The following is a 15177-nucleotide window of genomic DNA, read 5'->3' as shown; positions in this document are numbered from 1 at the left end:
CCCGAACTCAGTAGTGAAACGATGCATCGCCGATGGTAGTGTGGGGTTTCCCCATGTGAGAGTAGGTCATCGTCAAGATTAAATTCCGAAACCCCCATCTGCGAACGCAGGTGGGGGTTTTGTCTTTCCGACGTGCGCAAAGAGTCCTGGACCCTACGCAAAACTCCGTAGCAGCGGCCACAGGCCGCGTCCGAAGCCCCCGCGCGCCAACCAGGCACCCCGCAAGCCAGGGGGACCCCGCCTGCGGCCGCTGCCACGGGCGCGGGGAGAGGCTGTTTCTATGCAACAGCCATCAGCATGGCTATCATGCCTGCCTCATTGTGAGGCGAATCTGGCATGTTGACGTTGTTGAAGCTCTTGAAGGATGGTCGCTTCCATTCCGGTCAGGCGTTGGGTGCGGCGCTGGGTATCAGCCGCAGTGCAGTCTGGAAGCAGCTGCAGCACCTCGAGGCCGAACTCAATCTCCCCATACACAAGGTCCGCGGGCGCGGTTACCAGCTGGCTGCGCCGCTGGCCCTGCTCGACGCCGACGCCATAGAAGGCTATGCGGGTGAGCCCTGCTGGCCGACCTTTGTATTTGACTCCATCGACTCTACCAACGCCGAGGCGTTGCGCGCGGTCGGTCGTGGCGAAGCTGCGCCGTTCCTGGTGTTGGCTGAGCGGCAATCGGCAGGCCGAGGGCGCCGTGGGCGCACCTGGGTCAGCCCGTTTGCCGAGAATCTCTATTACAGCCTGGTGCTGCGTATCGATGGCGGCTTGCGCCAGCTTGAAGGCCTGAGCCTGGTGGTGGGTGTCGCGGTCATGCAGGCGCTGCGCGAGCTGGGTATCGCCAAGGCTGGCTTGAAATGGCCTAACGACCTCCTGGTAGACCAGCGCAAGATCGCCGGTATTCTGCTGGAGCTGGTAGGCGACCCTGCGGATGTGTGCCACGTGGTGCTGGGTATCGGCATCAATGTGAACATGCAGTCCACTGACGCGGTCGACCAGCAGTGGACATCCATGCAGCTGGAAGCAGGCAAGGCCATCGATCGCAACCAACTGGTGGCGCTGCTCAACCAGCGCCTGGAGCAATACCTGGCGCTGCACCGGGAGCAGGGCTTCGCCGCCATCCAGTCACTGTGGGAAGCCAATCACGTGTGGCAGGGGCGGGCGGTATCGTTGATCGCTGGTGTCAACCAGGTAGATGGCGTGGTATTGGGCATCGATCACCAGGGTGCCTTGCGCCTGGAGGTTGATGGCGTGGAAAAAAGCTTTAGTGGCGGTGAGCTCAGCCTGAGGTTGCGCAATGATTCTTGAGCTGGACTGCGGTAACAGTTTTATCAAATGGCGCGTTATCGGCGAAGAGGGCGGCGCTCGCCTTGCCGGTGGCGTCGTGGATGCCGATCAGGTGCTCGTCGATGCGGTAAAGGCTATTGATGGCGTCCATCTGCAGCACTGCCGTCTGGTCAGTGTCCGTAATGAGGATGAGACTGGCCGCCTGATGGCGTTGCTGGCGAGCGAGTTTGGCGTACAGCCAGTGAGCGCGCGCCCTTCGCAAGCGCTTGCCGGCGTGCGCAACGGCTACCAGGAATACGAGCGCCTGGGCCTGGACCGCTGGGTTGCGTTGGTGGCAGGTTACAAGCTGGCTGCGCGCGCATGCGTGGTGATCGACCTGGGTACCGCCGTCACCTCCGATTTCGTCGCCCTGGATGGCGAGCACCTGGGCGGGTTCATCTGCCCGGGCATGCCGCTGATGCGGGGGCAGCTACGCACCCATACGCGCAAGATCCGTTATGACGACCAATCCGCTGAGCGTGCCCACGCCAGCCTGGAGCCTGGGCGCAACACGGTAGAGGCGGTAGAGCGCGGTTGTACGTTGATGATGCGTGGTTTCGTGCTCACTCAGCTGGAGCACGCGTCGCAGCTGTGGGGAAATGACTTCACACTATTTCTCACTGGCGGCGATGCCGAGCTGGTAAAGGATGTGGTGCCCCATGCCAGCGTTGTCCCCGACCTGGTGTTCATTGGCCTGGCCATCGCCTGTCCGATCGTTTGAGGTGGTTATGCGCTGGTTATTCCTGCTGTTGGCGGTACTGAACGTTTTCTATTTCGTGTGGCACCAGCAAGAGGCGCCGCTACGGCCCAAGGAAGTCACCTCGCTGTCACTGTACAAAGGCTCGCAGCAAGGTATTCGCCTGCTGAGCGAGTCGGATGACGCCCGTGCGCGAGCTGCGGCAGCTGTAAAACCTGAAAGCCGTGATGAAAATTGCCTGTACCTGGGTGGCTTTTCTCGCCCCGAACAGCTGGCTCCGGTCGCCCAGCGGCTTACCAGCCTGGATATTTCCGCGCGTGCGGTGCCTGTTGCTGCGCCGGAAGGGGTTTCTCATTGGCTGCGTATAGCCCCGGAAAGCCGGCGTTTGCTGGACGAAACCCTGCTTCAGAGACTTTCCAATGATTTCAAAGACTTAAAACAGAAAATAATGTTGTGTGAGGGGTTGCAAGCTCCTTGAATCCTGCATAGAATGGCGCCCGCTCCACAGCGATAAGCGGAAACGCTCAAGGTGTGAAGCGACTGTCAAACGAAGCTAACTTTCAGATTTAATTGAAAAAAACGCTTGACAGCAGGACGGCAAAGGTTGATAATGCCGCCCACGTTCAGGAGGGGTTCCCGAGCGGCCAAAGGGATCAGACTGTAAATCTGACGTCTCAGACTTCGAAGGTTCGAATCCTTCCCCCTCCACCAATTTAGCGTGAGCAGCAAGCTCCGCGGGTATAGTTTAGTGGTAGAACCTCAGCCTTCCAAGCTGATGATGCGGGTTCGATTCCCGCTACCCGCTCCAAGTTTGCTGGTTGTGCAAAGTGTTTCGCTCTTGTAGCTCAGTTGGTAGAGCACACCCTTGGTAAGGGTGAGGTCAGCGGTTCAAATCCGCTCAAGAGCTCCATTACACAGGCAGATATGAAAATATCTGCCTTTGTTTTATAAGTGGTTGAAATCGCTTATTCGGTCCGGCATACTGGTCGGCCTGATTATGTTTTTAGGTCAGTAGCTCAATTGGCAGAGCGACGGTCTCCAAAACCGTAGGTTGGGGGTTCGATTCCCTCCTGACCTGCCAGATTCACTCGGTGATGTCTGGCTTTCTTTTCACAGGATCCTCCTAGATGACCCCTAAGGCTGAAGCCCAAGACTCTCGCTTTGATCTGCTCAAGTGGCTGGTTGTTGTCGCTTTGGTGGTGGTTGGCGTGGTTGGTAATCAGTATTACCACGCATCTCCGATCCTGTACCGGGTGCTTGCACTTCTCGTCATCGCTGGTGTAGCTGCGTTTACCGCGCTGCAGACTGCCAAAGGCAAGTCGTTCTTCGTCCTGGCAAAGGAAGCTCGCACCGAAATCCGTAAAGTCGTATGGCCAACTCGCCAAGAGACCACGCAGACCACGCTGATCGTAGTGGCGGTCGTCCTGGTCATGGCGTTGCTGTTGTGGGGTCTTGATTCCCTGCTCGGCTGGCTTGTTTCCTTGATCGTCGGCTAAGGGTGTCCCGTGGCTAAGCGTTGGTACGTTGTGCATGCCTACTCGGGTTACGAGAAGCATGTTATGCGCTCTTTGATCGAGCGTGTAAAGCTGGCTGGCATGGAAGACGGTTTTGGCGAAATTCTGGTCCCCACTGAAGAAGTGGTGGAAATGCGTAATGGCCAGAAGCGCAAAAGCGAACGTAAGTTCTTCCCAGGCTATGTGCTGGTCCAGATGGAAATGAACGAGGGTACTTGGCACTTGGTCAAGGACACTCCTCGCGTGATGGGCTTCATCGGCGGAACCGCCGACAAGCCTGCACCGATCACCGACAAGGAAGCTGAAGCTATCCTGCGTCGCGTTGCTGACGGTAGCGACAAGCCGAAGCCCAAGACTCTGTTCGAGCCGGGTGAGGTTGTTCGTGTTACTGATGGTCCGTTCGCGGACTTCAACGGTACCGTCGAAGAAGTCAACTACGAAAAGAGCCGGATCCAAGTGGCCGTGCTTATTTTCGGACGCTCTACTCCGGTAGAGCTCGAGTTCAGTCAGGTCGAAAAGGTCTGATTGAAGGCATATCCCATGCCCCGCAGGCGTAAGCTGCGGGGTTTTGTCGTCTCTGGGATAAAACGCAAGCAACCGGGGAGCCTGAATTGGCGCTTGTACCCGATATTGGAGTAGCTCATGGCTAAGAAAATCACGGCTTACATCAAGCTGCAAGTAAAGGCCGGCCAGGCCAACCCTAGCCCGCCCGTCGGCCCGGCTCTGGGTCAACATGGTGTGAACATCATGGAATTCTGCAAGGCCTTCAACGCCCGTACTCAGGGTCAAGAAGTAGGCTTGCCGACTCCAGTTATCATCACTGTCTACAGTGACCGTAGCTTCACCTTCGAAACCAAAAGCACCCCAGCTTCGGTTCTGCTGAAGAAAGCTGCTGGCCTGACCAGCGGTTCCGCACGTCCGAACACCGTTAAAGTCGGTACCGTGACCCGTGCTCAGCTGGAAGAAATCGCCAAGGCCAAAAATGCTGACCTGACCGCTGCCGACATGGACGCCGCTGTGCGCACCATCGCTGGTTCGGCTCGCAGCATGGGCCTCAACGTGGAGGGTGTGTAATGGCTAAGCTGACCAAGCGCCAAAAGGCTATTGCTTCCAAAATCGAAGCTGGCAAAGTCTACAACTTCGAAGAAGCCGCCACTCTGCTGGCCGAGCTGTCGACCGTCAAGTTCAGCGAGTCGTTCGACATCGCCGTGAACCTGGGCGTTGACCCACGTAAATCCGACCAGGTCGTACGTAGCGCTACCGTGCTGCCACACGGCACTGGCAAGACCGTACGTGTAGCTGTCTTCACCCAAGGTCCAGCTGCTGAAGCTGCCCTGGCTGCAGGCGCAGACCGCGTTGGCATGGACGACCTGGCTGCCGAAATGAAAGGCGGCGACCTGAACTATGACGTAGTCATCGCATCGCCTGATGCCATGCGCGTTGTAGGTCAACTGGGTCAGATCCTGGGTCCACGTGGCCTGATGCCTAACCCTAAAGTCGGCACCGTAACTCCAGACGTAGCTAACGCGGTTAAAAACGCCAAGGCTGGTCAGGTTCGTTATCGCACCGACAAAAACGGCATCATCCACACTTCCGTTGGCAAGGTTGGCTTCGAAGCCATCAAGCTGAAGGAAAACGTTGAAGCCCTGATCGCTGATCTGAAGCGTATCAAGCCAGCTTCCTCGAAAGGTATCTACGTCAAGCGCGTCACCCTGAGCACCACTATGGGCCCAGGTCTGGTGATCGATCAGGGTTCCCTGACCGCTTAAGACGTAAAGCAGGGGTGAGCGATCACCCTTGTGGAAAAAATTGGGGTCCCTGCTTTGCGGGGGCTATCCAAGACCGTAGGCGGCGCAAGTCTTAAACCACAAGCCTACGCAGATGGTGCTCCCGGTTCCTCACGGAACTAGACACCAAAACGACATCCGGCCTCGGCCAGATGAAACGGTAACAAGCAGGAGTTAAACCCGTGGCAATTAAACTCGAAGACAAGAAGGCCATCGTCGCTGAAGTCAACGAGGCTGCCAAAGGTGCCCTGTCCGCTGTCGTGGCTGATGCCCGTGGTGTGACTGTAGGCGCTATGACCGGACTCCGTAAAGAGGCCCGCGAAGCTGGCGTATACGTACGTGTTGTACGTAACACCCTGCTCAAGCGCGCTGTTGAAGGCACCGATTACTCGATCCTCAACGACGTGTTCAAAGGCCCGACCTTGATCGCTTTCTCGAAAGAACATCCGGGCGCTGCTGCTCGTATTTTCAAAGAGTTCGCGAAAGGTCAGGACAAGTTCGAGATCAAGGCAGCTGCGTTCGAGGGCAAGTTCCTCGCAGCTAATCAGATCGACGTACTGGCAACGCTGCCGACCCGTGACGAAGCAATTTCCCAGCTGATGAGCGTGATTCAAGGCGCTACCAGCAAATTGGCTCGTACCCTGGCGGCACTTCGCGACCAGAAAGAAGCTGCTGCAGCCTAAGGCTCGCTCACTTCTCGCGTTTTTTGTTTATTTCGATGGTCGCGTAGGCCGTCCCCAAATTCAGGAAAAGAGTCATGTCCATTTCCCAAAACGATATCCTCGAAGCCGTTGGCAACATGTCCGTAATGGAAGTTGTTGAGCTGATCAAAGCTTTCGAAGAAAAATTCGGCGTTACCGCTGCCGCTGCTTCGGCCGGCCCAGCTGCTGCTGCCGCTGTTGTTGAAGAGCAAACCGAGTTCAACGTTGTCCTGGTTGAAGCCGGCGAGAAGAAAGTCAACGTGATCAAGGCCGTTCGTGAACTGACCGGTCTGGGCCTGAAAGAAGCCAAAGAGAAAGTTGACACCGCTCCTCAGGTCGTTGCTGAAGGCGTTTCGAAAGAAGCCGCTGCTGACGCCGCCAAGAAGCTGGAAGAAGCAGGCGCCAAAGTCGAAATCAAGTAATTTCGACCTTGCGTCTCCAGCCCGAGCGTCAAGCGAACGGCTGATGGCTGGTGGCTCTTGCCACCGGCCTTTTTCCGTTATTGGCAGCTGATCAGGTCAGCGCCTCTAACGTGCTTCAACCACCGATGACGGTGGCGCAAACCAAGGGGTTTGCACGATTTTCTGGCCGCTCCCGTCGGGGGAGGCCAAACAAGCAGGTGACCAAGCTGGGGAACGCTGATGGCTTACTCATACACTGAGAAAAAACGTATCCGCAAGGACTTTAGCAAGTTGCCGGACGTCATGGACGTACCGTACCTCTTGGCTATCCAGCTGGATTCGTATCGCGAATTCTTGCAGGCGGGCGCGACCAAGGACCAGTTCCGTGACGTCGGTCTGCATGCGGCCTTCAAATCCGTTTTCCCGATCATCAGCTACTCCGGCAACGCTGCTTTGGAGTACGTTGGTTATCGCCTGGGCGAACCGGCCTTTGATGTCAAAGAATGCGTATTGCGTGGCGTAACGTACGCCGTACCTTTGCGGGTAAAAGTACGCCTGATCATTTTCGACAAAGAATCGTCGAACAAAGCGATCAAGGACATCAAGGAACAAGAAGTCTACATGGGGGAAATCCCCCTGATGACCGAGAACGGTACCTTCGTAATCAACGGTACCGAGCGCGTCATCGTTTCCCAGTTGCACCGTTCGCCTGGTGTGTTCTTCGACCACGACCGTGGCAAGACTCACAGCTCCGGCAAACTGTTGTACTCGGCCCGTATCATTCCTTACCGCGGCTCGTGGCTGGACTTCGAATTCGACCCGAAAGACTGTGTATTCGTCCGGATCGACCGTCGTCGCAAGCTGCCTGCGTCGGTACTGCTGCGCGCACTGGGCTACAGCACCGAGGAAGTCCTCGATGCCTTCTACACCACCAACGTATTCCACGTGCAGGGCGAAAAGCTCAGCCTGGAACTGGTGCCTCAGCGCCTGCGCGGTGAAATTGCCGTCCTGGACATCCTGGATGACACCGGCAAGGTGATCGTCGAGCAGGGCCGTCGTATCACTGCTCGCCACATCAACCAGTTGGAAAAAGCCGGCATCAAAGAGCTGGAAGTTCCGCTGGACTACGTGCTGGGTCGTACTACCGCCAAGGCAATCGTTCACCCGGCAACGGGTGAGATCCTGGCTGAGTGCAACACCGAACTGAGCACCGAGCTGTTGGTGAAGATCGCCAAGGCCCAGGTCGTTCGCATCGAGACGTTGTACACCAACGACATCGACTGCGGTCCGTTCATCTCCGACACCCTGAAGATCGACTCCACCGCCAATCAACTGGAAGCGCTGGTCGAGATCTACCGGATGATGCGTCCTGGCGAGCCGCCAACCAAGGATGCTGCCGAGACCCTGTTCAACAACCTGTTCTTCAGCCCAGAGCGCTACGACCTGTCCGCTGTAGGTCGCATGAAGTTCAACCGTCGTATCGGTCGTACCGAGATCGAAGGTTCGGGCGTGCTGAGCAAGGAAGACATCGTTGCCGTACTGAAGACCCTGGTCGACATCCGTAACGGCAAGGGCATCGTCGACGACATCGACCACCTGGGTAACCGTCGTGTTCGCTGCGTAGGCGAAATGGCCGAGAACCAGTTCCGTGTTGGCCTGGTGCGTGTAGAGCGCGCGGTCAAGGAACGTCTGTCGATGGCCGAAAGCGAAGGCCTGATGCCTCAGGACCTGATCAACGCCAAGCCGGTAGCGGCCGCGGTGAAAGAGTTCTTCGGTTCCAGCCAGCTCTCGCAGTTCATGGACCAGAACAACCCGCTGTCGGAAATTACCCACAAGCGTCGTGTCTCTGCACTCGGCCCTGGTGGTCTGACCCGTGAGCGCGCAGGCTTCGAAGTCCGTGACGTACACCCGACCCACTACGGTCGTGTATGCCCGATCGAGACCCCTGAAGGTCCGAACATCGGCCTGATCAACTCCCTGGCTGCGTACGCTCGCACCAACCAGTACGGCTTCCTGGAAAGCCCGTACCGCGTTGTTAAAGAGGGTGTTGTCACCGACGAGATCGTGTTCCTGTCCGCCATTGAAGAAGCCGATCACGTGATCGCGCAGGCTTCGGCGACCATGAACGAGAACAAGGTCCTGATCGACGAGCTGGTAGCCGTACGTCACCTGAACGAATTCACCGTTAAGGCGCCTGAAGACGTAACCCTGATGGACGTTTCGCCCAAGCAGGTAGTCTCGGTCGCAGCCTCGCTGATCCCGTTCCTGGAGCACGACGACGCCAACCGTGCGTTGATGGGTTCCAACATGCAGCGTCAGGCTGTACCAACCCTGCGTGCCGACAAGCCGCTGGTAGGTACCGGCATGGAGCGCAACGTTGCCCGTGACTCCGGCGTTTGCGTCGTGGCCCGTCGTGGCGGCGTGATCGACTCCGTCGATGCCAGCCGTATCGTTGTTCGCGTGGCGGACGATGAAGTCGAGCCAGGCGAAGCCGGTGTAGACATCTACAACCTGACCAAATACACCCGTTCGAACCAGAACACCTGCATCAACCAGCGTCCGCTGGTGAGCAAGGGTGACCGCGTTCAGCGCAGCGACATCATGGCCGATGGTCCGTCCACCGACATGGGTGAGCTGGCACTGGGCCAGAACATGCGCATCGCGTTCATGGCCTGGAACGGTTTCAACTTCGAAGACTCCATCTGTCTGTCGGAGCGTGTGGTTCAGGAAGACCGCTTCACCACGATCCACATCCAGGAACTGACCTGTGTGGCCCGTGACACCAAGCTTGGCCCAGAGGAAATCACCGCTGACATCCCGAACGTGGGTGAAGCAGCGCTGAACAAGCTGGACGAAGCCGGTATCGTTTACGTAGGTGCCGAAGTCGGCGCCGGCGACATCCTGGTCGGCAAGGTCACTCCGAAAGGCGAGACCCAACTGACTCCGGAAGAGAAACTGCTGCGCGCCATCTTCGGCGAGAAAGCCAGCGACGTTAAGGACACCTCCCTGCGCGTGCCTACCGGCACCAAGGGTACCGTCATCGACGTCCAGGTCTTCACCCGTGACGGCGTTGAGCGTGACGCTCGTGCACTGTCGATCGAGAAGAGCCAGCTGGACGAGATCCGCAAGGATCTGAACGAAGAGTTCCGTATCGTCGAAGGCGCAACCTTCGAACGTCTGCGTCAGGCCCTGGTCGGCCAGATCGTCGATGGTGGTGCCGGCCTGAAGAAAGGTCTGGAAATCACCAACGAAGTCCTGGACGGTCTGGAGCACGGCCAGTGGTTCAAGCTGCGCATGGCCGAAGACGCCCTCAACGAACAGCTGGAGCGTGCCCAGCAGTACATCGTTGACCGCCGTCGCCTGCTGGACGACAAGTTCGAAGACAAGAAGCGCAAACTGCAGCAAGGCGATGACCTGGCTCCAGGCGTGCTGAAAATCGTCAAGGTTTACCTGGCAATCCGTCGCCGCATCCAGCCGGGCGACAAGATGGCCGGTCGTCACGGTAACAAGGGTGTGGTCTCCGTGATCATGCCGGTTGAAGACATGCCGCACGATGCCAATGGCACCCCGGTCGACGTGGTCCTCAACCCGCTGGGCGTACCTTCGCGTATGAACGTCGGTCAGATCCTGGAAACCCACCTGGGCCTCGCGGCCAAGGGCTTGGGCGAAAAGATCAACCGCATGCTCGAAGAGCAGCGTAAAGTCATCGAACTGCGCAAGTTCCTCACCGAGATCTACAACGAGATCGGTGGCCGCCAAGAGAACCTGGAAAGCTTCAGCGACCAGGAAATCCTGGACCTGGCGAAGAACCTGCGTGGCGGCGTTCCTATGGCTACCCCGGTATTCGACGGTGCCAAGGAAAGCGAAATCAAGGCCATGCTGAAACTGGCAGACCTGCCAGAAAGCGGCCAGATGCAGCTGTTCGACGGCCGTACCGGCAACAAGTTCGAGCGTCACGTTACTGTTGGCTACATGTACATGCTGAAACTGAACCACTTGGTGGACGACAAGATGCACGCGCGTTCCACTGGTTCCTACAGCCTGGTTACCCAGCAGCCGCTGGGTGGTAAGGCTCAGTTCGGTGGTCAGCGTTTCGGGGAGATGGAGGTCTGGGCACTGGAAGCTTACGGTGCTGCCTACACCCTGCAAGAAATGCTCACAGTGAAGTCGGACGATGTGAACGGTCGTACCAAGATGTACAAGAACATCGTGGACGGCGATCACCGTATGGAGCCGGGCATGCCCGAGTCCTTCAACGTGTTGATCAAAGAGATTCGTTCCCTCGGTATCGATATCGATCTGGAAACCGAATAACACGCGACGCGAATCGGGAGCAGGCCCCTAAAGCCTGCTCCCTGCTCCGCCAGGAGGAAAGGCCTTGAAAGACCTACTGAATTTGCTGAAAAACCAGGGTCAAGTCGAAGAGTTTGACGCAATCCGTATCGGGTTGGCGTCGCCTGAGATGATCCGTTCGTGGTCGTTCGGTGAAGTTAAAAAGCCGGAAACCATCAACTACCGTACGTTCAAACCTGAGCGTGACGGCCTGTTCTGCGCCAAGATCTTTGGCCCAGTCAAGGACTACGAGTGCCTGTGCGGTAAGTACAAGCGCCTGAAACACCGTGGTGTGATCTGCGAGAAGTGCGGCGTTGAAGTTGCACTGGCCAAGGTTCGTCGTGAGCGCATGGCGCACATCGAACTGGCATCGCCGGTTGCCCACATCTGGTTCCTGAAATCGCTGCCGTCGCGTATCGGCCTGCTGATGGACATGACCCTGCGTGATATCGAACGCGTTCTCTACTTCGAGAGCTATGTCGTTATCGACCCGGGCATGACTACCCTTGAAAAAGGCCAGCTGCTGAACGACGAGCAGTACTTCGAAGCCCTCGAAGAGTTCGGTGACGACTTCGACGCCCGCATGGGTGCCGAGGCTGTCCGCGAGCTGCTGCACGCCATTGACCTGGAACACGAGATCGGCCGCCTGCGCGAAGAGATTCCGCAGACCAATTCGGAAACCAAGATCAAGAAGCTGTCCAAGCGCCTGAAGTTGATGGAAGCCTTCCAGGGTTCCGGCAACCTGCCTGAGTGGATGGTGTTGACCGTTCTGCCGGTTCTGCCGCCAGATCTGCGTCCACTGGTCCCACTGGATGGCGGTCGTTTCGCGACTTCCGACCTCAACGACCTGTATCGTCGAGTGATCAACCGTAACAACCGTCTGAAGCGTCTGCTGGACCTGTCGGCTCCTGACATCATCGTGCGCAACGAAAAGCGCATGCTGCAGGAAGCGGTCGATGCCCTGCTGGACAACGGTCGTCGCGGTCGCGCCATCACCGGTTCGAACAAGCGTCCTCTGAAATCCCTGGCTGACATGATCAAGGGTAAGCAGGGTCGTTTCCGTCAGAACTTGCTCGGTAAGCGCGTTGACTACTCGGGTCGTTCGGTAATTACCGTAGGCCCGACCCTGCGCCTGCACCAGTGCGGTCTTCCGAAGAAGATGGCCCTGGAGCTGTTCAAGCCGTTCATCTTCGGCAAGCTGGAAATGCGTGGTCTGGCGACTACCATCAAGGCCGCCAAGAAGATGGTCGAACGCGAGCTGCCAGAGGTTTGGGACGTTCTTGCCGAAGTGATTCGCGAACACCCCGTGCTGCTCAACCGTGCACCGACCCTTCACCGTCTGGGTATCCAGGCGTTTGAACCAGTACTGATCGAAGGTAAGGCTATCCAGCTGCACCCTCTGGTCTGTGCTGCGTACAACGCCGACTTCGACGGCGACCAGATGGCGGTCCACGTACCGCTGACCCTGGAAGCCCAGCTCGAAGCCCGTGCGCTGATGATGTCGACCAACAACATCCTGTCGCCAGCCAACGGTGAGCCAATCATCGTTCCTTCGCAGGACGTTGTACTGGGTCTGTACTACATGACCCGTGAAGCGATCAACGCCAAGGGCGAAGGCCGCGTGTTTGCCGACCTGCAGGAAGTCGACCGCGTATTCCGCGCCGGCGAAGCAGCTCTGCACGCCAAAATCAAAGTGCGCATCAACGAGACTGTAAACGATCGTGATGGCGGCAGCGTCAAGAACACCCGTATCGTCGACACTACTGTCGGCCGTGCGCTGCTGTTCCAGGTCGTTCCACCAGGCCTGTCGTTCGACGTCGTCAACACGCCGATGAAGAAGAAGGCGATCTCCAAGCTGATCAACCAGTGCTACCGCGTGGTTGGTCTGAAAGAGACCGTTATCTTCGCTGACCAGTTGATGTACACCGGTTTCGCCTACTCGACGATTTCGGGTGTTTCCATCGGTGTTAACGACTTCGTTATCCCGGATGAGAAAGCTCGCATCATCGGTACCGCAACCGACGAAGTGAAAGAGATCGAAAGCCAATACGCTTCCGGCCTGGTAACCCAGGGCGAGAAGTACAACAAGGTGATCGACCTCTGGTCCAAGGCCAACGACGAAGTTTCCAAGGCGATGATGTCCAACCTCTCGAAAGAGAAGGTCATCGACCGTCACGGCAACGAAGTTGACCAGGAATCCTTCAACTCGATGTACATGATGGCTGACTCCGGTGCCCGGGGTTCGGCAGCTCAGATTCGTCAGCTGGCCGGTATGCGTGGTCTGATGGCCAAGCCGGACGGCTCGATCATCGAGACGCCGATCACCGCTAACTTCCGTGAAGGTCTGAGCGTACTCCAGTACTTCATCTCGACTCACGGTGCTCGTAAAGGTCTGGCGGATACCGCGTTGAAAACCGCTAACTCCGGTTACCTGACTCGTCGTCTGGTAGACGTGGCGCAGGATCTGGTAGTTACCGAGATCGACTGTGGCACCGAGCAGGGTCTGCTGATGACCCCGCACATTGAAGGCGGCGACGTTGTAGAGCCGCTGGGTGAACGTGTACTGGGCCGTGTCATCGCCCGTGACGTGTTCAAGCCGGGCACCGACGAAGTCATCGTCCCTGCCGGCACCCTGGTAGACGAGAAGTGGGTAGAGTTCATCGAACTCAACAGCATCGACGAAGTGATCGTTCGCTCGCCGATCAGCTGTGAAACCCGCTACGGCATCTGCGCCAAGTGCTACGGTCGCGACCTGGCTCGTGGTCACCAGGTGAACATCGGTGAAGCGGTCGGCGTTATCGCTGCCCAGTCCATCGGTGAGCCGGGCACCCAGCTGACCATGCGTACGTTCCACATCGGTGGTGCTGCAAGCCGTACCTCGGCTGCCGACAGCGTCCAGGTGAAGAACGGTGGTGTGGTTCGTCTGCACAACCTGAAACACGTTGAACGTGCCGACGGCAACCTGGTTGCTGTGTCCCGTTCCGGTGAGCTGGCCATCGCCGACGACTTCGGTCGCGAGCGCGAGCGCTACAAGCTGCCGTACGGTGCCGTGATCTCGGTGAAGGAAGGCGACAAGGTCGACGCTGGTGCCATCGTGGCCAAGTGGGACCCGCACACCCACCCGATCGTTACCGAAATGAAAGGTACCGTGACCTACGTGGGCATGGAAGAAGGTATTACGATCAAGCGCCAGACCGACGAACTGACCGGTCTGACCAACATCGAAGTACTGGACGCCAAAGACCGTCCGGCAGCTGGCAAGGAAATTCGCCCAGCGGTCAAGATGGTTGGTGTGGACGGCAAGGATCTGTTGCTGCCAGGTACCGACGTACCTGCCCAGTACTTCCTGCCAGCCAACGCCCTGGTCGGCGTGGCGGATGGTGTGCAAGTGGGTGTGGGTGACGTTATCGCCCGTATTCCACAGGAAACTTCGAAAACTCGTGACATCACCGGTGGTCTGCCGCGTGTTGCCGACCTGTTCGAAGCACGTCGTCCGAAAGAAGCCTCGATTCTGGCTGAAGTCAGCGGCACCATCGCCTTCGGTAAAGAGACCAAGGGCAAGCGCCGCCTGGTCATCACCCCGAACGATGGCTCCGATCCGTACGAAGAGCTGATTCCGAAGTGGCGTCACCTGAACGTCTTCGAAGGCGAACAAGTGAACCGCGGCGAAGTTATCTCCGACGGTCCTAGCGATCCGCACGACATCCTGCGTCTGCTGGGTGTGAGCGCGCTCGCCAAGTACATCGTCAACGAGATCCAGGACGTTTACCGTCTGCAAGGCGTGAAGATCAACGACAAGCACATCGAGACCATCCTGCGTCAGATGCTGCGCAAGGTCGAGATTGCCGAGTCGGGCGATTCCAGCTTCATCAAGGGCGACCAGATGGAACTGACTCACGTACTGGGCGAGAACGAGCGCCTGGCAGGTGAAGACAAGTTCATCTCCAAGTTCACCCGTGTGCTGCTGGGTATCACCAAGGCCTCGCTGTCCACCGAATCGTTCATCTCGGCGGCTTCCTTCCAGGAAACCACCCGCGTACTGACCGAAGCGGCGGTAACCGGCAAGCGCGACTACCTGCGCGGCCTGAAAGAAAACGTGGTCGTGGGTCGTCTGATCCCGGCCGGTACCGGTCTGGCATACCACAGCGAGCGCAAGCGTCGCCGTGATGCTGACAAGCCGTTGCGTGTAAGCGCGAGCGAAGTCGAAGCAGCATTGACTGAAGCGCTGAACTCCAGCGGTAACTGACAAGAGCGGGGCCCCGGCGTCTGCGACTGGTGAATTCGGACACAAAATGTCCGGGTTCAGTAGTCGGGGAGGGCGGGGCCTTGTCTTGACTGGGGGCAAGATCCTCTTTAGACTCTTGTACCCCTAAATCTGGCGGGACGTATGTCCTGCCATTTTGCTTTTCTTGCAAGACAATAGCGTCGCAA

11 protein-coding genes, 4 tRNA genes and 1 rRNA gene are annotated in these 15177 nt (G+C 57.9%); all 16 read left to right on the top strand.

Translation table 11 applies throughout. The annotated features are described in order from the left end of the window. Positions 1–78: ribosomal RNA gene (gene rrf / locus AC0SZ7_RS30115) — 5S ribosomal RNA — on the top strand; the annotation flags it as partial. A gap of 258 nt (positions 79–336) precedes the next feature. Beyond that, complete coding sequence (birA, locus tag AC0SZ7_RS30110) at positions 337–1296, top strand: bifunctional biotin--[acetyl-CoA-carboxylase] ligase/biotin operon repressor BirA (protein WP_475507749.1); 960 nt, start codon at positions 337–339, stop codon at positions 1294–1296. Next, a complete protein-coding gene (locus AC0SZ7_RS30105) occupies positions 1286–2035 on the top strand; it encodes a pantothenate kinase (protein ID WP_475507748.1) in 750 nt (249 codons plus the stop codon). Before birA ends, AC0SZ7_RS30105 begins: the two co-directional genes overlap by 11 nt. Positions 2036–2042: 7 nt before the next feature. Next, positions 2043–2489, top strand: a complete 447-nt coding sequence (locus tag AC0SZ7_RS30100) for a hypothetical protein (protein WP_475507747.1) — start codon at positions 2043–2045, stop codon at positions 2487–2489. 148 nt (positions 2490–2637) lie between these two features. Next, positions 2638–2722: transfer RNA gene (locus tag AC0SZ7_RS30095), tRNA-Tyr, on the top strand. Between the two features lie 23 nt (positions 2723–2745). After that, a tRNA-Gly gene (locus AC0SZ7_RS30090) sits at positions 2746–2819 on the top strand. A gap of 26 nt (positions 2820–2845) precedes the next feature. Next, positions 2846–2921 (top strand) — tRNA-Thr (locus tag AC0SZ7_RS30085). Positions 2922–3016: 95 nt separating this feature from the next. Continuing rightward, a tRNA-Trp gene (locus tag AC0SZ7_RS30080) sits at positions 3017–3092 on the top strand. Between the two features lie 46 nt (positions 3093–3138). Next, on the top strand, positions 3139–3507 hold the full coding sequence (gene secE, locus AC0SZ7_RS30075) for a preprotein translocase subunit SecE (protein WP_027981997.1): 369 nt from the start codon (positions 3139–3141) through the stop codon (positions 3505–3507). Positions 3508–3516: 9 nt separating this feature from the next. Continuing rightward, positions 3517–4050 carry a transcription termination/antitermination protein NusG gene (nusG, locus tag AC0SZ7_RS30070; RefSeq protein ID WP_108240418.1) on the top strand — a complete coding sequence of 178 codons (534 nt, stop codon included), beginning with the start codon at positions 3517–3519 and terminating at the stop codon, positions 4048–4050. A gap of 117 nt (positions 4051–4167) precedes the next feature. Further along, positions 4168–4599, top strand: a complete 432-nt coding sequence (gene rplK, locus AC0SZ7_RS30065) for a 50S ribosomal protein L11 (protein ID WP_475507746.1) — start codon at positions 4168–4170, stop codon at positions 4597–4599. After that, a complete protein-coding gene (rplA, locus tag AC0SZ7_RS30060; RefSeq protein WP_475507745.1) occupies positions 4599–5294 on the top strand; it encodes a 50S ribosomal protein L1 in 696 nt (231 codons plus the stop codon). The genes rplK and rplA overlap by 1 nt, the downstream gene beginning before the upstream one ends. A gap of 200 nt (positions 5295–5494) precedes the next feature. Continuing rightward, positions 5495–5995 carry a 50S ribosomal protein L10 gene (gene rplJ / locus AC0SZ7_RS30055; RefSeq protein WP_416427126.1) on the top strand — a complete coding sequence of 167 codons (501 nt, stop codon included), beginning with the start codon at positions 5495–5497 and terminating at the stop codon, positions 5993–5995. 74 nt (positions 5996–6069) lie between these two features. Further along, positions 6070–6435, top strand: coding sequence for a 50S ribosomal protein L7/L12 (gene rplL, locus AC0SZ7_RS30050; RefSeq protein ID WP_475507744.1), 366 nt, complete (start codon positions 6070–6072; stop codon positions 6433–6435). A 219-nt stretch (positions 6436–6654) separates the two neighbouring features. Further along, positions 6655–10728 carry a DNA-directed RNA polymerase subunit beta gene (gene rpoB, locus AC0SZ7_RS30045; RefSeq protein ID WP_475507743.1) on the top strand — a complete coding sequence of 1358 codons (4074 nt, stop codon included), beginning with the start codon at positions 6655–6657 and terminating at the stop codon, positions 10726–10728. Between the two features lie 64 nt (positions 10729–10792). After that, a complete protein-coding gene (gene rpoC / locus AC0SZ7_RS30040; protein ID WP_475507742.1) occupies positions 10793–14992 on the top strand; it encodes a DNA-directed RNA polymerase subunit beta' in 4200 nt (1399 codons plus the stop codon). Positions 14993–15177 lie beyond the last annotated feature (185 nt).

Source organism: Pseudomonas sp. JC1203 (genome assembly GCF_056175065.1).
The sequence above is the reverse complement of the archived record's forward strand: the minus strand, read 5'-3'. Positions and strand labels throughout refer to the sequence as shown.

Excerpts from the sequence above, each read along its gene's own strand:
- birA (WP_475507749.1), top strand. The coding sequence starts at position 337 with ATGTTGACGTTGTTGAAGCTCTTGAAGGATGGTCGCTTCCATTCCGGT.
- AC0SZ7_RS30105 (WP_475507748.1), top strand. The coding sequence starts at position 1,286 with ATGATTCTTGAGCTGGACTGCGGTAACAGTTTTATCAAATGGCGCGTT.
- AC0SZ7_RS30100 (WP_475507747.1), top strand. The coding sequence starts at position 2,043 with ATGCGCTGGTTATTCCTGCTGTTGGCGGTACTGAACGTTTTCTATTTC.
- secE (WP_027981997.1), top strand. The coding sequence starts at position 3,139 with ATGACCCCTAAGGCTGAAGCCCAAGACTCTCGCTTTGATCTGCTCAAG.
- rplK (WP_475507746.1), top strand. The coding sequence starts at position 4,168 with ATGGCTAAGAAAATCACGGCTTACATCAAGCTGCAAGTAAAGGCCGGC.
- rplA (WP_475507745.1), top strand. The coding sequence starts at position 4,599 with ATGGCTAAGCTGACCAAGCGCCAAAAGGCTATTGCTTCCAAAATCGAA.
- rplL (WP_475507744.1), top strand. The coding sequence starts at position 6,070 with ATGTCCATTTCCCAAAACGATATCCTCGAAGCCGTTGGCAACATGTCC.
- rpoB (WP_475507743.1), top strand. The coding sequence starts at position 6,655 with ATGGCTTACTCATACACTGAGAAAAAACGTATCCGCAAGGACTTTAGC.